This is a genomic window from Pseudoalteromonas sp. MBR-15, from assembly GCF_053628915.1.
On record NZ_JBRJHH010000005.1, the window covers coordinates 105,700 to 130,366 of the forward strand.

The 24,667-nt window shown below is 41.9% G+C and carries 25 protein-coding genes; 7 read left to right on the forward strand and 18 right to left on the reverse strand.

Annotated features, from left to right (window positions below):
• Window positions 1-57: 57 nt before the first annotated feature.
• From clpB to rluD, 3 genes are all read right to left on the reverse strand, one after another.
• Window positions 58-2,634, reverse strand: a complete 2,577-nt coding sequence (clpB, locus tag ACSSVW_RS08670) for an ATP-dependent chaperone ClpB (protein ID WP_421418561.1) — start codon at window positions 2,632-2,634, stop codon at window positions 58-60.
• 98 nt (window positions 2,635-2,732) lie between these two features.
• Entirely contained in the window at window positions 2,733-3,455 is a 723-nt protein-coding gene (pgeF, locus tag ACSSVW_RS08675) for a peptidoglycan editing factor PgeF (RefSeq protein ID WP_421418562.1), read from the reverse strand.
• A 5-nt stretch (window positions 3,456-3,460) separates the two neighbouring features.
• Window positions 3,461-4,438 (reverse strand): 23S rRNA pseudouridine(1911/1915/1917) synthase RluD, encoded by a 978-nt coding sequence (rluD, locus tag ACSSVW_RS08680; protein ID WP_036967080.1) that lies wholly within the window; start codon window positions 4,436-4,438, stop codon window positions 3,461-3,463.
• A 133-nt stretch (window positions 4,439-4,571) separates the two neighbouring features.
• Here rluD and ACSSVW_RS08685 point away from each other — a divergent pair, with 133 nt between their 5' ends.
• Window positions 4,572-5,333: an outer membrane protein assembly factor BamD gene (locus tag ACSSVW_RS08685; RefSeq protein ID WP_036967077.1), complete on the forward strand. Its 762-nt coding sequence runs from the start codon at window positions 4,572-4,574 to the stop codon at window positions 5,331-5,333.
• 74 nt (window positions 5,334-5,407) lie between these two features.
• Here the strand turns inward: ACSSVW_RS08685 and glnB are convergent, their stop codons facing one another.
• Window positions 5,408-5,746 carry a nitrogen regulatory protein P-II gene (glnB, locus tag ACSSVW_RS08690; protein WP_036967074.1) on the reverse strand — a complete coding sequence of 113 codons (339 nt, stop codon included), beginning with the start codon at window positions 5,744-5,746 and terminating at the stop codon, window positions 5,408-5,410.
• A 137-nt stretch (window positions 5,747-5,883) separates the two neighbouring features.
• On the opposite strand from glnB, the gene ACSSVW_RS08695 reads away from it, so the two are divergent.
• Window positions 5,884-6,429, forward strand: coding sequence for a GspH/FimT family pseudopilin (locus tag ACSSVW_RS08695; protein WP_421418563.1), 546 nt, complete (start codon window positions 5,884-5,886; stop codon window positions 6,427-6,429).
• Window positions 6,430-6,500: 71 nt separating this feature from the next.
• The gene (locus ACSSVW_RS08700) at window positions 6,501-7,034 is read left to right on the forward strand and encodes a GspH/FimT family pseudopilin (protein ID WP_180310978.1); all 534 of its coding nucleotides are present in this window, start codon (window positions 6,501-6,503) and stop codon (window positions 7,032-7,034) included.
• 23 nt (window positions 7,035-7,057) lie between these two features.
• On the opposite strand, the gene ACSSVW_RS08705 is transcribed toward ACSSVW_RS08700, so the two are convergent.
• The 13 genes from ACSSVW_RS08705 to murJ form a co-directional block, all read right to left on the reverse strand.
• Window positions 7,058-7,480 (reverse strand): type IV pilin protein, encoded by a 423-nt coding sequence (locus ACSSVW_RS08705; protein ID WP_180310979.1) that lies wholly within the window; start codon window positions 7,478-7,480, stop codon window positions 7,058-7,060.
• Window positions 7,464-10,727, reverse strand: a complete 3,264-nt coding sequence (locus ACSSVW_RS08710; RefSeq protein ID WP_454179220.1) for a PilC/PilY family type IV pilus protein — start codon at window positions 10,725-10,727, stop codon at window positions 7,464-7,466. Before ACSSVW_RS08710 ends, ACSSVW_RS08705 begins: the two co-directional genes overlap by 17 nt.
• A gap of 18 nt (window positions 10,728-10,745) precedes the next feature.
• A complete protein-coding gene (locus ACSSVW_RS08715) occupies window positions 10,746-11,228 on the reverse strand; it encodes a pilus assembly PilX family protein (RefSeq protein ID WP_036967062.1) in 483 nt (160 codons plus the stop codon).
• Complete coding sequence (locus tag ACSSVW_RS08720; protein ID WP_421418564.1) at window positions 11,216-12,205, reverse strand: PilW family protein; 990 nt, start codon at window positions 12,203-12,205, stop codon at window positions 11,216-11,218. Before ACSSVW_RS08720 ends, ACSSVW_RS08715 begins: the two co-directional genes overlap by 13 nt.
• Before the next feature lies 1 nt (window position 12,206).
• Complete coding sequence (pilV, locus tag ACSSVW_RS08725; protein WP_075593731.1) at window positions 12,207-12,761, reverse strand: type IV pilus modification protein PilV; 555 nt, start codon at window positions 12,759-12,761, stop codon at window positions 12,207-12,209.
• Between the two features lie 158 nt (window positions 12,762-12,919).
• Entirely contained in the window at window positions 12,920-13,630 is a 711-nt protein-coding gene (locus ACSSVW_RS08730; RefSeq protein WP_305954740.1) for a LytR/AlgR family response regulator transcription factor, read from the reverse strand.
• Window positions 13,627-14,655: a sensor histidine kinase gene (locus ACSSVW_RS08735; protein WP_454179154.1), complete on the reverse strand. Its 1,029-nt coding sequence runs from the start codon at window positions 14,653-14,655 to the stop codon at window positions 13,627-13,629. The genes ACSSVW_RS08730 and ACSSVW_RS08735 overlap by 4 nt, the downstream gene beginning before the upstream one ends.
• A 38-nt stretch (window positions 14,656-14,693) precedes the next feature.
• Window positions 14,694-15,623, reverse strand: coding sequence for a 4-hydroxy-3-methylbut-2-enyl diphosphate reductase (gene ispH / locus ACSSVW_RS08740; protein WP_036967044.1), 930 nt, complete (start codon window positions 15,621-15,623; stop codon window positions 14,694-14,696).
• Complete coding sequence (gene fkpB, locus ACSSVW_RS08745; RefSeq protein WP_036967041.1) at window positions 15,623-16,063, reverse strand: FKBP-type peptidyl-prolyl cis-trans isomerase; 441 nt, start codon at window positions 16,061-16,063, stop codon at window positions 15,623-15,625. The genes ispH and fkpB overlap by 1 nt, the downstream gene beginning before the upstream one ends.
• Window positions 16,060-16,560: a signal peptidase II gene (lspA, locus tag ACSSVW_RS08750; protein ID WP_454179155.1), complete on the reverse strand. Its 501-nt coding sequence runs from the start codon at window positions 16,558-16,560 to the stop codon at window positions 16,060-16,062. Before lspA ends, fkpB begins: the two co-directional genes overlap by 4 nt.
• 9 nt (window positions 16,561-16,569) lie before the next feature.
• Complete coding sequence (gene ileS / locus ACSSVW_RS08755) at window positions 16,570-19,395, reverse strand: isoleucine--tRNA ligase (RefSeq protein ID WP_036967036.1); 2,826 nt, start codon at window positions 19,393-19,395, stop codon at window positions 16,570-16,572.
• 25 nt (window positions 19,396-19,420) lie between these two features.
• The gene (gene ribF / locus ACSSVW_RS08760; protein ID WP_065978564.1) at window positions 19,421-20,347 is read right to left on the reverse strand and encodes a bifunctional riboflavin kinase/FAD synthetase; all 927 of its coding nucleotides are present in this window, start codon (window positions 20,345-20,347) and stop codon (window positions 19,421-19,423) included.
• 73 nt (window positions 20,348-20,420) lie between these two features.
• On the reverse strand, window positions 20,421-21,959 hold the full coding sequence (gene murJ / locus ACSSVW_RS08765) for a murein biosynthesis integral membrane protein MurJ (protein ID WP_371915639.1): 1,539 nt from the start codon (window positions 21,957-21,959) through the stop codon (window positions 20,421-20,423).
• A gap of 285 nt (window positions 21,960-22,244) precedes the next feature.
• Here murJ and rpsT point away from each other — a divergent pair, with 285 nt between their 5' ends.
• Window positions 22,245-22,505 (forward strand): 30S ribosomal protein S20, encoded by a 261-nt coding sequence (rpsT, locus tag ACSSVW_RS08770; protein WP_036967030.1) that lies wholly within the window; start codon window positions 22,245-22,247, stop codon window positions 22,503-22,505.
• A gap of 63 nt (window positions 22,506-22,568) precedes the next feature.
• Here rpsT and ACSSVW_RS08775 read toward each other — a convergent pair whose 3' ends face one another.
• On the reverse strand, window positions 22,569-22,952 hold the full coding sequence (locus tag ACSSVW_RS08775; protein ID WP_036967027.1) for a response regulator: 384 nt from the start codon (window positions 22,950-22,952) through the stop codon (window positions 22,569-22,571).
• A 158-nt stretch (window positions 22,953-23,110) separates the two neighbouring features.
• On the opposite strand from ACSSVW_RS08775, the gene ACSSVW_RS08780 reads away from it, so the two are divergent.
• The 3 genes from ACSSVW_RS08780 (at window position 23,111) to smrA (ending at window position 24,630) form a co-directional block, all read left to right on the forward strand.
• Window positions 23,111-23,554 (forward strand): hypothetical protein, encoded by a 444-nt coding sequence (locus ACSSVW_RS08780; protein WP_421418566.1) that lies wholly within the window; start codon window positions 23,111-23,113, stop codon window positions 23,552-23,554.
• A 100-nt stretch (window positions 23,555-23,654) separates the two neighbouring features.
• The gene (locus ACSSVW_RS08785) at window positions 23,655-23,900 is read left to right on the forward strand and encodes a hypothetical protein (protein ID WP_036969134.1); all 246 of its coding nucleotides are present in this window, start codon (window positions 23,655-23,657) and stop codon (window positions 23,898-23,900) included.
• A 148-nt stretch (window positions 23,901-24,048) separates the two neighbouring features.
• The gene (gene smrA / locus ACSSVW_RS08790; RefSeq protein WP_036967020.1) at window positions 24,049-24,630 is read left to right on the forward strand and encodes a DNA endonuclease SmrA; all 582 of its coding nucleotides are present in this window, start codon (window positions 24,049-24,051) and stop codon (window positions 24,628-24,630) included.
• Window positions 24,631-24,667 lie beyond the last annotated feature (37 nt).

The following is a 24,667-nucleotide window of genomic DNA, read 5'->3' on the forward strand; positions in this document are numbered from 1 at the left end:
TTGTTTAATCAAACACAAAAGCCGCATCATTTGATGCGGCTTCTTTATTTGCCGATATTAACGGGTTGAAAAAACCAACCCGTTTTCATCTGCATCAATATGGATAATAGCGCCAGGTAGGTATTCACCTCCAAGCAAGCGCTGCGCTAGCGGGTTTTCTATGGTGTGTTGAATTGCACGTTTTAACGGTCGTGCACCATAGACAGGATCAAAACCACTTTCTGCTATACGGTCAAGGGCAGCATCAGTTACCTCAAGAAGATAGCCTTTTTCGGTTAAGCGTTCACGCAGTTTACCTAACTGAATATCGGCAATTTCTTTAATATGATCATTCGCAAGTGGATGGAATACCACCGTTTCATCAATCCGGTTTATAAACTCGGGTCTAAATTGGCTTACCAACACTCCCATCACTTTCTCTTTTAGCGTTGCATAGTCGTTCGAACCAGCTTGCTCTTGGATGATGTCTGATCCTAAGTTTGAGGTCATAATGATCACCGTATTTTTAAAATCAACGGTACGACCTTGTCCATCAGTTAAACGGCCATCATCAAGCACTTGTAAAAGTATATTGAACACGTCGGGGTGCGCTTTTTCTACTTCATCAAGCAAAATAACAGAGTATGGACGACGACGAACAGCTTCTGTTAAATAGCCACCTTCTTCATATCCAACGTAACCCGGCGGTGCTCCCACTAAGCGTGCTACTGAGTGTTTCTCCATAAACTCAGACATATCAATGCGCACCATGGCATCTTCAGTGTCAAACATAAAACTTGCAAGCGCTTTAGTAAGCTCTGTTTTACCTACCCCTGTTGGGCCTAAGAATAAAAAAGAACCTATTGGGCGGTTTGGATCAGCAAGCCCTGCACGTGACCGACGAATCGCATTCGCTACAGCAACCACGGCTTCATCTTGGCCAATGACTTTGTGATGAAGTTGATCTTCCATTTGCAGTAGTTTTTCTCGCTCGCCTTGCAGCATTTTAGAGACGGGTATACCTGTCCAGCGCGATAAAATTTCTGCAATTTCATCTTCACCAACTTGGTTTTTAAGTAAGCTCATTTCTTGCATTTCTGCTTGCGATGCAAGATCTAACTTGCGTTCAAGTTCAGGAATACGGCCATACTGTAATTCAGACATCCGTTGTAAATCACTTGCTCGGCGCGCGACTTCTAAGTCTAAACGAGCTTGTTCAAGCTCCGCTTTAATCACTTGTGTGCCTTGCAAAGAAGCTTTTTCGGCATTCCATACTTCATCAAGCTCACGATACTGCACTTCAAGTTCAGCTATTAGCTCTTGCATTTCAGTACGACGCTTTTGACTTGCTTCATCTTTTTCTTTGGCAAGTGCATTATCTTCGAGTTTTAACTGAATAATACGACGCTCAAGTTTATCAAGTGACTCTGGTTTAGAGTCAATTTGTAAACGAATTGACGAGCCCGCTTCATCAATCAAATCAATCGCTTTATCGGGTAACTGACGATCGCTAATGTAACGGTGCGATAGCTGCGCCGCTGCAACAATTGCAGGATCGGTAATATCAACAGAGTGATGTAGCTCGTAACGCTCTTTTAAACCACGAAGAATCGCGATAGTGTCTTCTACCGATGGCTCTGCTACGAATACCTTTTGAAAGCGACGTTCAAGTGCTGCATCTTTTTCAATGTATTGGCGATACTCGTCAAGCGTTGTGGCTCCCACACAGTGAAGCTCACCACGTGCAAGCGCGGGTTTTAACATGTTCCCTGCATCCATCGCACCATCAGTTTTACCTGCACCAACCATGGTATGAATTTCATCAATAAAGAGGATTACTTGGCCCTCTTCTTTGGCTAATTCATTTAAAACTGATTTTAAACGCTCTTCAAACTCACCACGGTACTTAGCACCCGCAACTAATGCCCCTAAATCAAGCGACAACACGCGTTTGCTCTTGAGCCCTTCGGGTACCTCACCATTAATAATACGTTGTGCTAAGCCTTCAGCAATGGCTGTTTTACCCACGCCTGGCTCACCAATTAACACAGGGTTGTTCTTCGTACGACGTTGTAAAACCTGAATGGTACGGCGTATTTCGTCATCGCGGCCAATCACAGGATCAAGCTTACCTTGCTCGGCACGCTCAGTAAGGTCGATGGTGAATTTTTTTAATGCCTGACGAGTTTCTTCCGCATTCGGGTCATCCACTTTTTGACCGCCACGAATAGCCTCTATGGCCGTTTCAATTTTTTTTGAAGTGATATTGAGCGCTTTAAATATATCTCCTAGCGGGCCTTTATCATCGCACGCAGCAAGTACAAAAAGTTCACTCGATATATATTTATCTTTACGCTTTTGAGCATATTTATCACATAAGTTAATTAACGAAACCATATTATTCGATAGCTGTACGTCGCCACCAATGCCTTCTACTTTAAAAAGCTTTTCGATTTCTTGTGATAATTTTGTATTTAACTCGTCTGCACTCACGCCAGCTTGCGCAAGGAGTGCACGGACACTAGAGCCACTTTGCTGAAGTAATGAATACATTAAGTGCACGGGCTCAATAAATTGATGATCGCGCCCAAGTGCTAATGACTGCGCATCTGAAAGCGCAGATTGAAATTTACTTGTAAATCTATCTAAACGCATGAAGGTTTACCTATTAAAAAAACTAATTGCTTAATTAATGGGTATGATATGTAGTTTGTTCAAGTAAGAGATGAAAATTTAATCACTAAAAAGTGCGATTATTTGCGCCAGATCAAGCTTGCCATTCGCCCTGTTTGACCATCTCGTCGATACGAAAAAAATAATGATGGCTGTGAGTAGGTGCAATACTCTGCGCCATAAATACCCACAACACCAAGCTGACTGAGTTGCTGCTTGGCAAGTAAATAAATATCCGCTAAGTATTTTTCACCTTGGGCAGTAAACGCATGCTGATGAATCTGGTTTTGATCGCAAAAACAATCTTTAACATCCTGCCCGACTTCAAACTGCAAAGCCCCGATAGCAGGACCAAACCAGGCAATGATGTCAGCAGGCTCAGCCTTAAACTTACTCAGTGTATTGGCAAGAATTCCCTTCGCTAATCCGCGCCACCCACCATGAACCGCAGCAACCTCATCCCCTGACGTTGAACACAATAGCACGGGTAAACAATCGGCCGTCATGATGGCAAGCGGTTGCTGCTTTAGGCGAGTATAAAGTGCATCTGCGCTACATACTGAATGAATATCAACGCGTTCATCAACCACCACCACATCCGCACCATGTACCTGATTTAACCACACGGCAGGGCTTGGCAATTGCCTCGTTAAAGCAGTGCGATTTGCCTGCACAGCTTGCTCATCATCACCAACATGAAACCCTACATTAAAGCTATTAAACGGCGCCTTAGATACCCCGTTTTCACGAGTTGTACTGAGGGCCCCAATAGTGTCAGGGGCAGTCCATGTTGGCGTAATCATAGTGTTTAATACTCAATATTTGGATTGGCTTTCGTATCAGCTCGCAATGCTTCTGTCATAGCGGCCATATCGTCTGGGATAGGTGCCTGCCATGTCATTAACTCACCTGTGATAGGGTGCGCAATTGACAATTTAACCGCATGCAATGCCTGACGTTTAAAGTCTCTCAGCATTTGAAATAGCTCAGGCGTTGCGCCTTTCGGTGGACGTGGGCGCCCGCCATATAACTGATCACCAACCAGTGGATGGTTTAAATACGCCATGTGCACACGAATTTGGTGAGTACGGCCAGTTTCTAGGCGTAAACGTAAGCGTGTGTGAGCACGAAACTTTTCAGCAACACGGTAATGAGTCACCGCAGGTTTGCCCATTTCATGAACAGCCATGTGAGTACGTTTTGTTGCATGACGGCCAATTGGCTTTTCAATCATACCGCCTGCCGTCATAGTGCCATTACAAATTGCTTCATATTCACGTGTGAAGTTTTCACGCTTTTGCAGTGCAGACACTAAGTGCGTTTGCGCAGGAATTGTTTTTGCTACCACCATTAAACCTGTGGTGTCTTTATCAAGACGGTGCACGATACCTGCACGCGGCACGTTAATTATATCGGGGTAATGATGAAGCAAGGCATTCAATACTGTACCGTCTGGATTACCAGCCCCTGGGTGTACCACTAATCCCATCGGTTTATTGATTACTAATATATCATCGTCTTCATAAACGATGTTTAATTTGATATTTTGTGCCTCGTACTCGCGCGGTGCTTCAATGGTTGTTTCAACACTGACCAGTTCACCACCGAGTAATTTTTCACGCGGGGTGTTTAATATTTCACCATTCACGGTGATTTTATCATCCAAAATCCACGTTTTTATACGTGAACGAGAATAATCAGGGAACAATTGCGCCAATACTTGGTCTAGACGTTTACCGCCAAGGTCAATTGGAACCTCGGCTTGGAGAGAAATTTGCTCTGACATTAGTAACTTTACCCAATTTACCAGTGCAAGCTTTGCTCGACTGGGTTAGAATCGCTTTAATTAGCATTGTATGTATAGTTTACTCGGTTTTCCTCACTTGGCCTAGCCGAAGACATCGAAGGTAATAAATAAAATGATAAATAAAATAGGGAAACGTGCGTTCGCCATTGTTTTTTCAGTTTCATTACTTGGCCTAGGAGCCTGTTCATCTGCTCCTGATCAAGAAGATATTCAACGCGTTCCGAATAAATCTGCACAAGCTTTATATGAAGATGCGAAACAAACGTTAGATTCGGGCCTTTATGCACGAGCTATTGAGTTATTAAGCGCTATTGATTCACGCTATCCATTTGGTCCACTATCAAAACAAGTACAAATGGATCTCGTGTATGCACATTATCAAGCAGGCAATACTGAACAAGCTCTCGCAACAATTGACCGTTTCATTCGTTTAAACCCAAATCACAAAGATTTAGATTACATGTACTACATGCGTGGCTTGGTTAATATCAAAGCAGACAAAAACGCATTCCAAGAATACTTTGGTGTAGACCGTGCGGATAGAGATGCAAATCGCACTCGGGTTGCATTTACCGATTTATCAACCTTACTGAAACGTTTCCCAAATAGCGTTTATGCGCCAGAAGCGAAAAAACGTTTAGTATGGTTACTTAACAAAATGGCGCGTTATGAACTAAAAGTAGCAGAGTACTATTACGAACGTGAAGCTTATCTTGCCGCTGCAAACCGAGGTAAATATGTCGTTGAACACTACTCGCAAAGCAGTTACCTGGATCAAGCATTAGAGATCATGGAGAAAAGCTACGAGAAGCTAGGTTTACCTGAGCTAAGTGCGCATGCTAAAGAAACGCGCGAAGCAAATAAGCGTAAATAGTCTAAGCGCTGAATAAGCATTAAAAAGGCGCCAAATTTGGCGCCTTTTTTACAGTGTGTGTGACTGCTATTTCGTTAAATTGCGTCTTCATCTTCTTCTGCGGTACGAATACGCACAACACGCTCAACATCTGTGACAAATATTTTACCATCACCAATTTTGCCTGTTTGTGACGTTTTAACAATCACATCAATAGCTCTATCTACGTCTTCATCACTTAGTACAATATCTAGTTTTACCTTGGGTAAAAAATCAACCATGTATTCAGCACCGCGATAGAGTTCTGTGTGCCCCTTTTGACGGCCAAAACCTTTAACTTCACTAACCGTCATCCCGGTGATGCCTACCTCTGATAATGCTTCTCGAACATCATCAAGCTTGAATGGTTTAATAATTGCTTCGATTTTTTTCATTTTAAGGCTACTTATTATTTCTTGATTGCCTCGATTTTAGACAATACGGCTCTCTATAGCAAACAAAGCTATGAAATACGGTGATAAAATCAACAATCATGATATTATTAAATAAAGTATTAAAAGTAGAGACAACAATGAAATCATTACAAAAGGGCTTTACACTCCTCGAACTGATGGTCACCATTGCAATCGTGGGCATTGTGGCTGCCATAGCACTGTGGGATAGCTCTGATTTGCTAGAAAATGACCGCGCCGAAAGCTACTTACAAGAACTAAAGCGCAGTATTAGCTTTGCACGGGCAAAAGCCACCAGTAGCGATGCAATTGTTGTAGTCTGTAGTGGAGCAACAGCTAATATTGAGAGTAATACAGCAATGAATTGCTCTAATGATTGGGACCAAGGCACAGTCTTTGTATTTTTTGATTCAGATCAGAATGGTAATTATAACCCTGCTAATGGCGATACCACTTTGAGAGTCCTCCAAGAAATCCCTAAAACGAGTAAACTGAGCTTCAGTGGCAATAACGCACTTATTTTTGATACTAGTGGCATGATCACCTCTGATCCAGGTACCTTTACTTTTTGTCCTTCTGGCGCAAATGATAACAACAAAGCATTGCAGGTATTAAAATCTGGCACTGCTTTATACCTAGGTGATACAACAAATACCTGTGATTAAGCCCCATAATTTGACACCATTTTAGGTCCAACTATAGTTAATTAAACTGTCACAATTTGGAGTCTTCACGGATGGAGACCTTAAACACATTACACCATAGGAATGGTGCAACACTCATCGAAAGCTTAGTGGTGCTATCAATAGTCGCAATACTTATGAATATTGCGCTGTTTGAATATAAGCCTTATCTAGCTAAAAGTCGCCTAGAAAACCGCACTCACTTAGTTAAACGCGCATTAAGCGTAAGCCGCCATAACGCAAAAACCCACAGCACGTACGTTACTTTTTGTGGGCTACAAGAAAATCAATGCAATCGAGAACACTGGCACAAAGCACTCACCGTATTTGTCGACAGGGGCGATATTGGGGTGTTTGATGAAGGTGATACTATTATTTGGGAACTTGAAGCAGTCGATAAACTTGATATGCTAACTTACCCCCGCCATTCAATCACATTTCGTTCAGATGGCACGCCTGTGGGATTTAATAATGGTACCTTTGTGTACTGCCCTGAATACAAAATAGCAAGCCTTAAAGGGCTTGCTATTTCAATAAGCTCTATTGGGCGTACTCGGCTAAAAGACACCAACAAATGCCAATCCTGATATTTCAATTATTCAATGAGGGATTACTTACCCCAGCAGGTGCTCGCACTCGCAGAACCCGTTGAGGTTTTTAATCCTGTATCTGAAATAGTTAATGTTGCACATTCGCCATCTTGCAAAACGGGCCCTGCTGCGGGTGTGGCAGTAAACGCGAATGTACCGGCATCATTATCGACAACAACTGAAATTTTATAAAAATTATTCTCAGTTGTAGCACTGACCCCTAAGTTAGCCAAAGTTGTTGTATACTGCCTGTTATCGACAAAGAACTGCTCTTGCTTATTGGCAGCATCAAGTAATGCAGTAATGGCTTCTGTTCTGGCGGTGCGTTTAACATGCTCAAAGTAACTTGGTAACGCAATACTGGCTATAATACCTAAAATTGCCACGGTAATCATCAGTTCGATTAAGGTAAACCCTTTTACTTTATTAGTTACTCTTGTCATTTACTTCTCGCTTATAAATATAGGTTTGCTGTGTTTTAAAACCAAAACCAATCGGAGTTGCATCATTAACCAGTTGTATTTTTCCATCTTTAACCGTTAAACCCGGACCTTGTATTTCTTTCACTTTAAAGGGGTTTTGCTCGCCTTTAAGACCTGGTCCTATGGTTAAGAACTGACTCATCTCTTTGACTTTTTCGTCTGTATCCTTGATCTCATCTGGGTTATCAGCATCCGGGCTTCCATCACAAAAACCATTGTTATTACTATCAACACAGCTATCACCAACACCGAAATAAAGCTGAGGTGTATCAGGTACATCATTTGAGGTCGTAAATTTTAGACTATCATACACTTTTGTACCGTAGTGTAAGTGGAACGCATATAATCCCCCTGAGCCTCCCGTTAATGAACACTGATTCGCTGTTTCTGTTGAAGAAGCGGGTGCGTAACTGGTGAAATAAGCGACTCCTCCAATAACAGTGCTTGCTGCCAGTGATTTTTCACCAGCAGCTGGAAGGTTATAATACCAACCATGGTATTGACCTAATTCAACTTCTAAATCGGTAAATTTATCTACGCTATCAAGTGCATTACCAAACGGGTCAGCATCCATATTCATTAAATTAGCCTGGGTGATCGCCGCTGGAATCTCATCGCTTTGGAATGAGCGTGTTACTGTATTAATATCGCGGATCATAAACAATTGATCACTCGTTGTGGTGCCCGTTGGTTTAGAGCGATTCCCACTACCCAGTAATACTGCATCAAAAGGGGTATCAATACGTGTTTTAACCGACTTCCCATTCACGTCTGTTTCAGAGACCTTACTAAACATTGTTCTCGCAACCATCGGTTTATAAAAGAAACGACGATCTTGAGATGCGAGTGCACTGCCTAAACTCGCAAGTTTAAAGTGTGTCCAAGGACTTTCTGTGCTCGTTGGGCTATTTGAAGGCATATCAATACGCCATACATCACCGCCTGTGTCGGATGCATATAATCGATCAGTGAAACCGTCATAATCAGAATCCAAAACACTAATATCAGAAGCAATACTGTGTTTACCTGCAAAGCCATTTTCACTCGACGTTAAAGCCCACACTTTTTTGCCGCTCTGTGCATCGACAATATAAATACCGCGCCCTTTTGTGTCTTCAGTACGCAGAACATTGTCTTTATTGGTGTCGTACCCTGCACCAAAAACAAGCAGTGGTCGATTTTCATACCCTTTCAAGTTAATGTATGTCACCGTAGGTTTAGACCATGATTGTGCAAGCTCTTTAAAGTCTCCCGTTCCGCCAATAATCGGCCCCCCCCACATGAGTCGAGGTGAATCTGGATTTGTAATATCCAGTCCATAATAATTATTGCCGCCACGTCTTAAGCCAAAAAACGCCCAAACACGGTCAGTGCCATTTACAATACCATCACTATTTTTATCATCAAAAAAGACTGAAATAGGTCCATCGACACCATATACTTTTGAGCTTTCTTGGTTTTCTCGTAATGGTTTAATAATTTTGTATAAGCTACTGGGTATAAAAGCCCAGCTTTCTTTTAATACATCATTTTTATCTTGAAAAAAGTGTAGGTAACCTGCATTGGTGCCAATTAAAATGCGCACATCATCATTACCGTAATCAATTGTCACAGGTTTTGAGTGAAGTGGGTCTCCAAAAATATCTTGTCGATGATCACTGGTACTGCCATCACCGTCTTCATCATCCACATCTATTCCTCGGCTCCACTTGATCGTTTTATCTAACTCGGTCGATAAGAGCCCAAGAGTCAACGAATCGACACTTGTTGCTGTAGTTAAATTAAACTTTAACGCTGCCGCTAAGTCGCCACCTAGTGCCGTAGAAACTGTCGACTTAGTAAAATCAACTAATCCAGCACTACCGGCATCAGTATAAATGGTCCGCGATGATAGGTTAGAGAGCATCAAATTAGCCCCTCCTTGTTCTACGCTATTCCCATCTGCACTTTCATTTACAGGTAACCAAAACGTTTTTGCCTCATCGTCAATCAGGCCATCTTCGTTAAGTGCTGGTTTACCGTTTAAATCAACAATTTCATCACCTGATACTTTTAACTTTTTGAGGTTTCCTCGCCAACGAGCGCCTTCTTTAGGAAAAAACATCGCGTAATAAATACCATCACGACTACGTGTTTGGTCTACATTATTACTGGCAATAGACGGTGATGTGAAAGTATCATTCACTTTTCTTATAGCCGAAACTGCCTGATTCAACGCCTTTACCAACTCTTCAGGTGTGCCTGCAACTAAATGTTTGCCGCCACCGTAGGTTTCTGAGGCTGCTTTCAATAAATTTTGGCCCTCAGCACTCATACCAGAGCCAAAACCAATGGTGTAAAGACGCCCTGTTTCATGAATATCAGGTGTGGCAGGATATAAATCTACTTTTATATCTTTTGTACCATGTATCACCTTGGCTAATTGGTGAAGATAATTATTGTAAATATAATCATTACTCCCCAAAGCTGTACCAAACAATGCGTTGTGTTGATTACTAATATCTGTATCACTGTCATTGTCATTATCTGTAGAGGGGTCTCCATCAGTCATGTAAATGATATTAACGGAGTTATCACATCGTTTGGCTTCTGCGACGCTATCAGCAAAGGGAGAGATATATGAATAAGTAAAATTATCTATCCAGACATCTTTACAACGATATCCTGACCAAGTCCATCTACACTCCTGCTTTTTTATCGGATTATTTATTGCTGATTCAATGCTAGTGTCTCTACCATTTACATTTTGTGCGTATAACAAGTCTTTGCCTGTTATATATAAGTAAGCTTCCCAGAGTGTTTCAGCCAGTGGCGTGCCTCCGTTGGCAGGTAAGTTCGAAATAGAATTCTTAATTTCAGATGCAGGGCTACCAATCCCTTTTAATACATAACCACCACTTACTTCTCTGTAACGCATTAACCCAAAGTCAATATCCGGATTTGTATCAATTAATTGATTCATCGCATTTTTTGCTGCAGCCAAACGGCTATCACTACAGACAATCCAGCCATTACTATCTTGCCCACAATCATCACCTGTTGTAGAGGAAAATGCCATACTTCCAGAGGTGTCAAAAATAAGTAAAACACGCGGTTTTTCATTTTTGCTAACATTGTAGTTAACGTATAGCTCAATGTCTTCAGCATACACTGCAGTAACCATACAGGTTACAAAACCAGTCAGTATACTGCGCACTAACGTTTTCATTTTCATCATGAGTCTCCGTTAACGGCCTGAATTACGGCCTACCATCTCTTGAGCAACACCCGTTGTGATTGTGAGTGTGTGATTACTTTTAGAGCCATAGGTAATTGATGTATCTATTTGCAACATGTTGCATGACACACCCGCTGTAAAATTAAACTTGCGTGGACAAGGAATATCACTCGGGCCGTTATTTAAATTAACCATCGAACTTGATGCATCGCCAATATTCCCCAAATCATGAACTCCGCCAGGTATTGCTGATGCTCTTTTAAAAAAGGCACTATTTGCCCCTGCAGCAGCTTGGTTGGCTATTACGCGCTGTACCGTGCCAATTAACTCATTTTCTGCAGCTTCACGTTCTTGTGCTGCATTGGTGATTTTAATGTCAATACTACTGCTACTCATGAGAGTAACTGCAATGCCTGTAACCGCGACAACCATAATAAGAGCAACAATTAACACAACGCCTTGTTGTCTTTTTGCTAACGTTATATACGCCATAAATTAGCTCCCACATTATTTAAGCGAATAGTTGTGGTAAACAATGCTCGACGGTAATTATCAGTAAAGGTTAGCTCTCTACTACTTTCATCTTCACCCAAGGTATACGTTTGATTTTGAATATTTAAATCACCATCTGGGGTAAGCGCTCTGACTAATAGGAAAACTTGCACAGTTAAGATGCCATGACGGTTTTCCCAATCAGTATTCGTCATTTGGTTAATGCTTTTATACGTATCAACGCGGCTATTATTGGTTGTATCGAGACCGAATACAAAGTGCATGTCCTCAACCCCTTCCATTATCGTTTCTGCAACCATGCCTGAACCTGGTTTTAAACGTCTGCGCATTAAAACGGGCACAGTGACAGATTGGTTATTTATTGTGTAATTTTGCTCAGAAATGTAATAAACGTGATGACGATAACGCCACACAGTCGCGTTAACATTAAGTGAGGCAGCATCAATTGGCCCTTGTACAAACTGAGCTTTTTCTTGTTCGGCAACAAAGTAATAACTGCCAGCACCTGTATCAACGGGTTGAATTTGTAAACCTTCAAGAAACTTTAACTGCAGAACATCTGTATTTTTTTTAGCGTTTTTTATGCAGCCTAATGCATCACCAGTCGCAGTTAAAACTGCATACACAGAGCGAAAGTTACTCGTTGCTGTTTTAACCGGGAAACTGCCATTGTTAAGCCCTTCAGAACAGTCGGGAGCAGGATTAGCGGTTGACTCTGTATTTGCTGGCGAAAACGAGTCTTCATAAAACGTTCCCCAAAAGCCTATTTGCTCAATATCACGTTGCATAATATTAATCGCTAATCGGCCTGTTTCTTGTAACTCACCAATTGTCATGGTGTCACGCGTGGTCACTTTCATACTAATATAGGTGAACATAACGCCACCTAAAACAAGTCCGCCTATAAATAGCGCAACCATCATTTCAACTAACGTAAATCCTGCATGCTTTCTCATATCAAGACCTTAAGTAAATATAGCTTTCAAGCACAATTAAACGACGCTTATCATTGGCTGCACCGCATTCAATTGCCGACGTACCTGCATTTGCTTTAATTGCTTGTCGACCTTGCCAACTGATCACCACGTTAATATTAAATTCACTTGCATTACCCGCTGCGACAGGCGTGCTCTTAATACACACCGTTGCATCATCTAAAGCCCCGGTATTTTCACGCGCTTGAATAGCCCGCACCCATTGCTGTTTATCAAGGGCTGCAAGTTGCTGAGCATTACACGCTGCGTTGTAGCATTGTAAATTGGTATTTAACGCAGTGTCACTTGTGAAAGTGCCATTATAGAGGGCTGTAAATCCTGTGGAATCGTTTGCTCGCATTCGTTGAATAATATCGTTTCCTAACGCCACCGCTGCAGCACGCTGCATTGAATCAAAACTAGCTTGCTTAGCTTTTGCCTGCAGCGCTACAGCGCCTAACAACCCAAAGCTTAAAATCACAAAAGCAATAAGTACTTCAACTAAGGTAAAGCCTTGAACATGTGAATGCCGTGTCATATTAAAATCAGCTCATAGATTTCCATACAATAAGCATAAAAGGACAATAATAAATAGCAATGAGGGTTTAGATGAACGGTCAAATTAATTGATAAGCGGTCCGAACATACCGACTAAAACAGCGTCGAAAATTGGCACCGTAAAACTGTGTGATAAAACTATTCACCCATCGCTTGTTTTACGGTTTTAAGTGCTCGGCGGCTAATGGTGAGAGGTTCATCATAATGTCGCATTATTAAATGATGACCACTCGACACAGAGCAATGAAGGCTCTGTATATGCAGCTTATTAACCAAGGTATTACGATGAATACGCAATAATTGTTGTGAGTACGTACTTTCAAGCTGTTTCAAGCTATGCTCGATAATAGCTTCACCGCCAACAAAAATTAGTCGCGTATATTTTTGCTCTGCAACACAGCACAGCACATCGTCGATATTGACTCGGCGCATAGCCCCCGCTAACTGATAGGTGATATGTGAATGAACAGGCCTATTGACTTGTGTACGATTTAGTTTGCTAAGTTGAAGTAAGGTTTTTGTAAGTGCTTGCTCGGTCACAGGTTTTACTAAATAGCCATCTACCGCTAACTCAAATGCTTCTAGAGCATGTTCAGAATGGGCAGTTAAAAACACCACAGCCGGAGGTATAGCAAGCAACTTTAATGCCTTTGCGACCTCTAAGCCACTTAATTTTGGCATATTAATATCTAATAACACGATATCCGGTTGCAACTCTTTACACAGCGTTACCGCCTGCTCACCATTGTCTGCATCGCCAACAACATGGTAGTTAGGATGCATGGTTAATAAACGCCTAACACGTGCCCGAGCCAGCGGTTCATCGTCAACAATCAAAACATTGATCATGTAATTTCCTGCCTTGGAATAACGAGTTTAGCTCTAAACTCACTATCGCGATGTGTGGTGGTTAGCTTGGCGCGATAGTGATAAAAAAGCGCCAACCTTTGGCGAATGTTTTCAAGTGCCATGCCATTACCAGCGCGGCGCTGCTCTGCATTTTCAACCACAGGATTAATAATAATAAACGTATAGCTTTTATCGGTTATATGCATCTCTATGGTAATTTTTGTGCTCTCAGAAGCCGGTTCAAGGCCATAATACACCGCGTTCTCAATAATAGGCTGTATCGTTAGGCACGGAATTTCAACGTCTGGGACGCACGCTGGCATCTGCCAATTAACCGTTAATCGCTCGCCATAACGCCAACGCTCAAGTGCAATATATTGCTCACATAATATCAGCTCGTCTTGCAAAGAAATCGCTTTACCGCTTTTCATTGCAGCTTGGGACAACGCAGCTAAAGCCAAAATAGCTTGCTCGGCGGCTTCGGCATCATAATGCGTTAGCTCGGCAGCTGTGTTCAAGCTATTGAATAAAAAGTGTGGACGAATACGTGCTTGTAACGCATCTAACTCAGCATGCGCTAATGCTTTGGTTTGTAGCTCTTTTTGGTTTTGTATAACAACAAATTGACTAAATAATGCCGCCACTAAAAAGATTATGAGTACATTACTCGCGATAAAATAGCCCGCTGATTCAATATAATAACTATCTGCAAAGAGAGATAATACAGCCACACTGTAAAAACACGTTGATAGCAATAATGAAATAGTCAGGATAAGTAGTTGGAAATTATTAGAATAGCGTGCCAAGTATTTTCTAAAAATATACAGTGCGGCAACACTTGTCAGAAAGATTAAGTGCAAAAAGAAACTGAAAATGGCAAGACGAAGCCATACATCGCCTTCGGTTGCAGGGGCAAACGCTAGTAAAATAGCAATAACTTGACTTACCACGAGTGTAGCAAGCACACCTCGGGATTGAAAAAGAGCCGCAATCAACAAGCCGTTTTGATTTGGCTGTGTGCTCATGGGCTCTCCTAGTATCTGTTGTTAACTACTCGTTTAGATTAGCGTAGCTCAACAGGAACAGCAAATACTATATTCTCTTCTTCGCCAGGGTTTTCAACAACTTGGTTTCCACCCAATTCTTTTAGACGAGTAATTACTTGCTGCACTAACACTTCTGGTGCAGATGCGCCCGCAGTAACCCCTACGGCATTGACGTTGTTAAACCAATCAGCTTCAACGTTACTTGCATCATCAATTAAATACGCTTTAGTGCCCATTTTATCTGCAAGTTCACGTAAACGATTTGAGTTTGAGCTATTTTTAGCTCCCACAACCAGTAACACATCAACTTTATCTGCTAAGTCACGCACCGCATCTTGACGGTTTTGTGTCGCATAACATATATCATCTTTACGCGGACCATCAATTGCAGGAAACTTTGTACGTAAAGCATCAATAACATCGGCAGTGTCATCAACCGACAAGGTTGTTTGACTGCAATAAAATAAATTGTCAGGATTTTTAACCGTCAGATTTGCAACATCTTCCGGTGTTTCTACTAAGTAGATCCCCCCTGCTTCGTTATTATATTGCCCCATGGTGCCTTCTACTTCAGGGTGACCATGATGACCTATTAAAATGCACTCGATGCCTTTACGGCTCGCGCGCGTTACTTCCATATGTACTTTGGTAACTAGCGGACAGGTTGCATCGAAAACTTTTAATTCACGACGCTTAGCCTCACTGCGTACCGCTTGAGATACACCGTGAGCACTAAAAATAACAATGCTGTCATCAGGAACTTGATCAAGTTCTTCAACGAATACAGCACCGCGGTTTTTAAGACCGTCTACTACATAGCGGTTATGCACCACTTCGTGTCGCACATAAATAGGCTTTTCAAAGATATCTAGTGCTCGCTCAACGATACTGATTGCGCGGTCAACACCTGCACAAAAACCACGTGGGTTAGCTAATAAAATATCCATTACCCTGTTACCTCTAAAATATCGACTTCAAAGGTTAAACGCTGGCCAGCAAGTGGATGATTGAAATCAATCGTTACAGACTCACCTTGTACCTCACGGACAAGTCCTGGTAATTCAGTGCCATCAGGTTGAGTGAAGGCAATAATGTTCCCCACCTCAGCTGGAGTGTCAGCGCCAAACTTACTGCGGTCTACATAGTAAATATTATCTGGGTTTGGTTGCCCAAAGGCATCTTCAGGTTCAAGTTCAAATGACTTACTCTCGCCTGCGGCTAGGCCTAACAAACACTTTTCAAAGTTGGCGGTTAGACTACCATCGCCCATTCTTAATTTTGCCGGCTTATTGTGCACCTTCGTCGAATCAGCTGCTGAGCCATCTTCTAATTTAATTGAGAAATGAAAGATCACTTCAGACTTTTCACCAATTACTGCTTGGCTCATGCTTTTTGCTCCTTAGGACTTTCGCCTGTAAAGGCATCGTATAAAAGTAATGCTGCACCGATACAAATTGCACTGTCGGCAATATTGAATGCTGGGAAGTGCCAATTTTCATAATACACATGCAAAAAGTCTATTACATAACCATAGACAATACGATCGTATAAATTACCAATCGCACCCGCAAGTACAAGTGCATACGCAGAGCACAACACCTTATTACTGGCAGGTAAACGTTTTAACCACCATGTTAAAAGCACACTAATAACCAGAGCAATTAAGCTTAAAAACCAGCGTTGCCAACCACCAGCATCACTTAAAAAGCTGAAGGCAGCACCATAGTTATGCACATAGGTAAAATTAAAGAATGGCAAAATTTCAATAGATTCTTTGTAGGTCATGGTATTTACAACAAGTGTTTTTGTCGCATGGTCTACTACTAAAAGTAGTAGACTCAGCCATAACCATACTAAGCCACTTTTTCCGGCTAGTTTGCTCACAAACAACTCCTATGCGAACTGACGTTGTTCACCGTCGCCATCAACATTACTAACACAACGGCCACAGATTTCAGGATGAGCAGGCTCAGCACCTACATCATCACAGTAATGCCAACAACGTTCACATTTTTCTGCCGTTGTTGCTGTAACGTTGATGAACAAGCCATCAATTTCAGTTGCTTGGCTACCTTGTGGTTGTTCAGTAACCGTTTCAACAGTGACACCAGAAGTTAATAATACAAAGCGTAATTCATCACCTAATGCGGCAAGTTTTGAACTTAACGCTTCAGTTGCATAAATACTGACATTTGCTTGTAAAGTCGCACCAATGATGTCTTCTTTACGCGCCGCTTCTAATACGCGGTTCACTTCATCACGTACATTCAGAATTGTGAGCCAATCATCGTTACTGAACTTACCTTGCGTAGAGGCTTTAAGCCCATCGTACCACACTGATGTGAATACAAATTTATCACGTTCGCCCGGTAATGCTTCCCAAATCTCTTGTGCAGTGAAGCTTAAGATTGGTGCCATCCAACGCGTCATTGCTTCTGCAATGTGATAAAGCGCTGTTTGACATGAGCGGCGTGCATGGCTATCGCTTTTCGCTGTGTATTGACGGTCTTTGATTACATCTAAGTAGAATGAACCAAGCTCACCCGTACAGAAATTCATTAATTTTTGCGTTACAAGTAACATTTGGTACTTGTCGTAAGCAGCTAAAATTTCATCTTGTAACTCGGCAGCACGACCAACAATCCAGCGGTCTAGTTCAACCATATCGTCGATAGCAACGTGATCTGTTTTTGGATCAAAACCATTTAAGTTAGCAAGTAAGTAACGGCTCGTGTTACGGATACGACGGTAACGATCTGCCGAGCGCTTGAAGATTTCATCCGAAACCGTCATCTCTGCAGTAAAGTCTGTTGATGCAACCCATAGGCGTAAAATATCAGCACCTAGTTTGTTCATCACATTTTGTGGTGAAATAACGTTACCCAGTGACTTAGACATCTTACGGCCGTTTTCATCAACGGTGAAGCCGTGCGTTAACACTTGCTTGTAAGGTGCATGGCCATTAATTGCAACCGATGTCATCATTGACGACATAAACCAACCACGATGTTGGTCAGACCCTTCAAGGTAAAGATCTGCTGGGCCCGTCAAGTCTTCACGCGCATCAACAACACACGCGTGAGTCACACCTGAATCAAACCAAACATCTAAAGTATCTTGCACTTTCATGTACTGATCAGCGTCATCACCAAGTAATGTTGCAGGGTCTAAATCGTACCACGCTTGAATACCTGATTTTTCAACTAGCTTAGCCGCTTCTTCGATTAATGCTTGCGTATTCGGGTGTAACGCCCCTGTGTCTTTATCAACGAACAATGCAATAGGTACACCCCATGTACGCTGACGTGAAATACACCAATCAGGTCGGCCTTCAACCATGTTCGCAATGCGGCTTTCACCCCACTCAGGTAACCACTCTGTCTTTTTGATTTCATTCAATGAATCTTGACGAAGGTTCGCTTGATCCATGCTTACAAACCATTGTGGTGTCGCACGGAAGATGATTGGCGTTTTATGACGCCAGCAATGTGGGTAACTATGATTGAGTGCATGATGATGCAACAGCGCGTTATTTTCTGTTAATACATCAATAACACTCGCGTTGGCTTTAAATACATGTTGACCTGCAAACAGTGGCGTATCAGGTAAATAAACACCATTTGCACCCACCGGGTTTGCTACTTCTAAACCATATGCAAGACCAGCCGCGAAATCTTCTTGACCATGACCAGGTGCAGTGTGAACAACCCCCGTACCCGAATCTGTCGTTACGTGATCAGCAACAATCACAGGCACTGTAAAGTCATAAAAAGGGTGAGCAACGTGTAAGTTTTCTAAGGCAGCACCTTTAACATAACCCAGTACATGGTAATGATTGAAACCGTAACGATCCATCGCATCTTTAACGAGTTCAGAGCCTAAGATCAAACGCTGTTGCGCGCCCTCGTCATCAACTTGAACTAATGCATACTCAAGCTTTTCATGAACAGCCACTGCGCGGTTGGCAGGAAGTGTCCACGGTGTAGTTGTCCAGATAACAGTGCTTACAGCGCCTGTACCTTGATGACCATCGGCAAGTTCAAATGCGTTAATAACGGCATCTTGATCTGCAAACTCAAAGCGTACGTCGATAGCAGGTGATTGTTTGTCTTGGTACTCAACTTCTGCTTCAGCAAGCGCTGAACCACAATCTGTACACCAATGAACCGGTTTAGCACCTTTGTGTAAATGACCATTTTTAATAATACGGCCTAATACACGGATTGCATTCGCTTCAAAGTCAAAGTTCATGGTCAGGTAAGGCTTGTCCCAATCACCAAATACCCCTAAGCGTTTAAAGTCTGTTTTTTGACCTTCAACTTGCTTTTTAGCATATTCGCGACATTTTTCACGAAACTCAGCCGCTGACACTTTAACGCCAGGCTTGCCAACTTTCTTTTCAACCATTAATTCAATAGGTAGACCATGGCAGTCCCAACCAGGCACATAAGGCGCATCAAAGTCAGACAAGGTTTTTGACTTAACAATAATGTCTTTAAGAATTTTGTTTACAGAGTGGCCTAAATGGATGTCACCGTTTGCATACGGAGGGCCGTCATGCAAAATGAAGGTTTTTTTACCTTTTTTAGCGCTGCGAATTTGACCATATAGATCGTCTTCATACCATGTTTTAAGCATAGTTGGTTCACGTTGTGCCAAATTGCCGCGCATTGGAAACGCTGTTTCCGGTAAATTCAAAGTATGTTTGTAGTCGCTCATTAATCCTACTTTCCGTATCGGCTACCTAATTTAAACCAAAACACTGCTTAGCGGCGGTTACATCATCTGCAATCTGCGCCGTCAGTTGTGTTAATGTCTCGAATTTTTTCTCATCGCGAAGCTTTTTTACAAGCTCCACATGCATAAATTGTCCGTAAATGTCCTGCGCAAAGTTAAAAAGGTGAACTTCTAATAATGCGCGTGTCCCGTTAAATGTGGGTTTGTTGCCAATATTTGCAACCCCAAACAGCTGTTCATTGCCAACGGTCGCTTTCACCGCAAATACGCCATTTACTGGGCATACTTGACGTTTCAAGGCAATATTTGCCGTTCTAAAACCAAGCTCACGGCCTTTTGCCCAACCGTGAATAACACGTCCAGAAATCGCATACCCATGACCCAGCATCGTTTTAGCCTCTTCTAATTGCCCTGCTGCTAGCGCATGGCGGATTAGTGTGCTACTTACTCTGTCATTAAGACGACGAAAGCTGGCCGTACTTTTAACATCTATATTCAGCGCTGCACCCATATTTTTTAGCAACGCAAAGTCACCACTGCGACGTTTTCCAAAACAAAAATCATCACCGACAGTGAGCGCTTTCACGCCGAGCTTATCAACCAAGACTTCGTTAACAAACTGCTCTGCTTCCATGTTAGCAAACTGCTGATTAAAACTAATACAAATTACGCGTTCAACACCCAGCTCTGCTAACAATCGAAGCTTATCACGCAAACGTGTCAATCGAGCGGGTGCGTTATCTTTAGCAAAAAACTCTTGTGGCTGAGGCTCAAATAACATAACAGTGCTGGGTAACTGATGTTTTTGCGCATCAAGTAGCAAGCCTTTAATCACTTCAGCATGGCCTAAATGCACACCATCAAAGTTCCCAATCGTTAACACGCAACCATAGTGTTGTGCGCGAATATTATGAATACCTCTAATTAACTCCATGCCACCTATTTGCCTTTGTCAGCACGCCCAAAACATGTTCATCGGGCTTGAAGCGCCGATTATAATCTTTTTTTTAGTTGGATTCAGTAGTTGCAACACTTTTTATCGTATTTAGTCGTATTCCTAAAATAAAGAGCACAACAAAGTATACCAATACAGCCAGCACAAGCAGCCCTGCCAACAACATAACTTGTTCACTAAAGTGCCAGCTTCGCCATGCAAAGTGCTGACCTGCATACCATACCGCAGTCGCCATCAAAATACTCGAAAACAAACACTTAAATGTAAAACCGACGCTCATTGAAGAAAACTGATAAACCCCTTCTTTGCGTAACTGCCGATAAAGTAAAAACGCGTTACAGCTGGCCGACATAGACGTGGCTAAAGCTAACCCTAAATAACCAATAAAAGGCGCTAACATGATGTTAAACACCATGTTTAGAACCAAAGTTTTTATGCCTATTTTCACGGGGGTTTTAGTGTCTTGTCGCGAGTAAAAACCAGGCGCTAACACCTTGATTAACATAAAACTGACTAACCCTACCGAGTACGCCATCACGCCATAACTAACCGCTTGAACGTGATCAATTTCACCGTCTTGAAACGCACCATGGTCAAAAAGCACCGTGATGATCAACGGGCTTATCACCATTAAACCAAACATGGCTGGTAAACCTAAGAAAATAACAAATCGCACTCCCCAATCAAGCGTATGCTGAAAATCAAGTGTGCTTTTCGTACTATGTAATTTAGACAGTGCCGGTAAAATCACTGTTGCAATACCAATACCGAATAACCCAAGGGGGAACTCTATCAATCTGTCTGAATAGTAAAGCCAGGCAATGGAGCCTGTCATAAGCATTGAGGCAATCATGGTATCGAGCAATAAATTAATTTGACTAATCGATACACCAAACAAGGCCGGTAACATCAACTTTCGTACTTTCACGACATTTTCGTCTTGCCACCCCCACTTAGGTCGGCTCAACATGCCCGCTCGATACAAAAATGGCAGCTGAAAAATCAGTTGCACCAAGCCACCAATGAACACCCCTATTGCTAATGCATAAGCACCTACTGCAAATTTATCATGCAGAAAAATAGCACAGGCAATAATTGAAATATTCAATAATACAGGTGTAAATGCGGCCACGGCAAAGCGGTTATACACATTCATTACTGCGCCACTAAGAGCAACAAGACTCACAAAAAACAAGTACGGAAACGTGAGCTTTAATAACGCACTCGCTAATTCGAACTTAGCGGCATCCTCTCCCCCTTGCCACCAATCAATAAACCAGCCAGTACCAAATAAAGCAGCAATCACTGGCGAGGCAATCACACCAAATAAAGTGACGATCAGCAAAATTGTGCCCAAAGTGCCCGCAGCCTGCGCGACAAAGAGTCTAACCTTGTCGTCACCTTGCTGCTCTTTTATTTCAGACAATACGGGTACAAATGCCTGTGCAAATGCGCCTTCGGCAAATAGACGTCGTAAAAAGTTAGGGATTCTATTAGCAAATAAAAACACATCAGCTGCCGCACTTGCACCCAGCAAGTTAGCAACAACCGCATCGCGAACTAACCCTAAAATACGCGAAATCATCGTCATCGCACTGACAATCATCCCGGAACGAAATAATCCTTTTGCCACCTTAAACCTATTATCAAAAAACCTTTAAGATGGGCGATTATGCCTAAAATATCTCTAAAGCACTAGGCTCGGACACGACGCTTTGTTACAATGGCGATATTAACTGCTAAAGCGGCAAATTGATGTTCGTTATAAGGAGCAGTTTTTCTTGAGCTGTCAAAAATTCATTGACATTCATGATAAAAACAGGCATATTCCACGGCCTTTAAATTAAGCTTATTTTAAGATTGTTAGGAGCAAACCTTGGCTAACATCAAGTCTGCAAAAAAACGCGCTATCACGAGCGAAAAAAATCGTCAACATAACGCAAGCCGTCGTTCAATGATGCGCACTTACTTCAAAAAAGTAGTTGCTGCAATTGAAGCGGGCGACAAAGAAGCTGCACAAGCAGCATTTGCTGTTGCAACACCTATCCTAGACCGTTACGCAACTAAAGGTCTAATCCACAAAAACAAAGCAGCTCGTCATAAGAGCCGTTTAGCAGCTAAAATCAAAGCGCTATAATTTGTTTTTGAAAGATATAAAAAAACCGGCTTTTGCCGGTTTTTTTTTGCCTGAAATTTGACGTTACACAATTTCCAGCTCTGGGTAGAACTTTTTCAACATTGCCGCAATTTTCTTCGGTGTAAATGGCTTAACAACAAACCCTTTAGCGCCTTTATCAATTGCATCTTTCACATTTTCAACTGTTGAATGGGCTGACACCATCACCACATTTGCCTCTGGTGAAATGTCGTTGATATGAGAAATAATTTCTTTACCATCGCCATCTGGCAATTCAATATCTAAAAAAATGATATTAAACTCTTTCTCTTTACATTCACTTAAACACTGCGCAGCCGTTGAAGCCTCGCGCACGTCATCAATCCCCAAGTGCATGAGCGTTTGATTTAAAAAGCTACGAACTGTTCCCACATCGTCAACGATAAGAATTGAAAGCTGCGTATCCATACTATTCCTCTTAAGCAATAAAGGTTCACACTAATTGAATGTAACTCTGTGACGCAATAAGACAATCAGTGTTATATGATCTGAATTTGACTATTATATCAAAAACTTCGTTATAATCTCATTATAGAGAGCTATGTATAAAAGGCCAGATAAGCTTTATGTCTAATAAAATAAAAAAACAATCGCTGTTAGGTAAAACACCAGCACGAAAAAAACCAACATCGACAACAAAACGACGACCTGCAAACCCGCAACGTGTCTCCCCCCAAACGGTGCAGCAGGCTGGCGCCCCCGAACCGGTTAAAAAAAGTGCAAGTCGCTGGTATGCAATTGCCGCTGTTGTATTAATTATGCTAATTACGCCCAAGCCCGTTCTCATTACCTATGAAAAACTAGGGATGGTATCTCAAAGCGTGTATTGGCCAGGTGTTTTTGGCTTCGGGGCAAACCTCTTTGACTCAACCCTTATACCCCGCGCAGACCTTAGCCGTAATGTGATTTACTTATGCCAAGATAAACGCGACCCTGCGAGTTGCCAAAAATACCGTGTAACAGAGCAAAGCGGTTTTTTTGCGGCAATGAAAAAGCTAATAATGGATTAAAAAATCTAATCTGAAAATAAAAAATTACTTGGTTGAAAGCTGTGTAAAAGATCACCATAATGGCGCTCCTTTTTCAACACAGACACTATTAGATACGACCATGCTAAACGAGCTAGATTGGCTTTTAAACTTTACGTTACTTGCACTAGGATTAGGTGCTTTTTTTATTAATCAGTTAACCTTATTGCGTTTTGCTGCTATTAGCGCGTGTAGTTTATTATTTTTATCGTTTAGTTTAGATCTGATGTCATCAAGTGTGATCTCAAATATGAGCTTAGTGTTGATCAACACATTTTATTTATTCAAGGTCTACACTTTTGGCCAATTGAATATTAATCAAGGTTAATCTTCTCCCAAGATTATTTGATAGAACACTTTAACGCTTCTATCATCCTTTACGCCCAAACATCGCTATGTTTGGGCTTTTTTTTACTTACAATATGACTGAACTGAGATACCATATATTCCGTATAAAGATATTTTAGAGGTGCCTTATGTCATTAAACGACTTCGACTTATTTCTCTCTTCTATGGAAGATGTAAAGCCTCTCAAGCACGATACTGTAAAACTCGATACCACCAAGCAAGGCCCTTCTCTGTCACAACAAGAAAAACGTAAAGCCGCTGAGTCTGATCTCGCAATCGATGAAAACTACCTTCGCAGTGAGTTTGTTGAATTACTTGATCCACACGCTGTTTTAGCGTTCAAGAAAGATGGCGTTCAAGCCCAAGTTTATAAAAATCTTCGCTTAGCGAAATATCAGCTTGATGCAACCCTAGATTTGCATGGACAGGCACTCCAACATGCCCGAAGCACCTTATTCAATTTTATTAATGATTGTCATCTGCGCAATATTCGCGTGGTGTTAATTCGCCATGGAATTGGTATTAAAAATAAATCAAAACCAGGTATCTTAAAAAGCTACACCAATAAGTGGCTACAAGAAATACCCGCTGTACTTGCGTTTCACAGTGCACTTAAGCAGCATGGCGGCAACGGTGCTACCTATGTAATGATCAAAAAGTCAGATGAGAAAAAGCACGAGAATAGAGAGCGCCATTCTAAGAGAAGTTAATAACATAATTTAGATGTAATCAGGTGCAACGCTCACT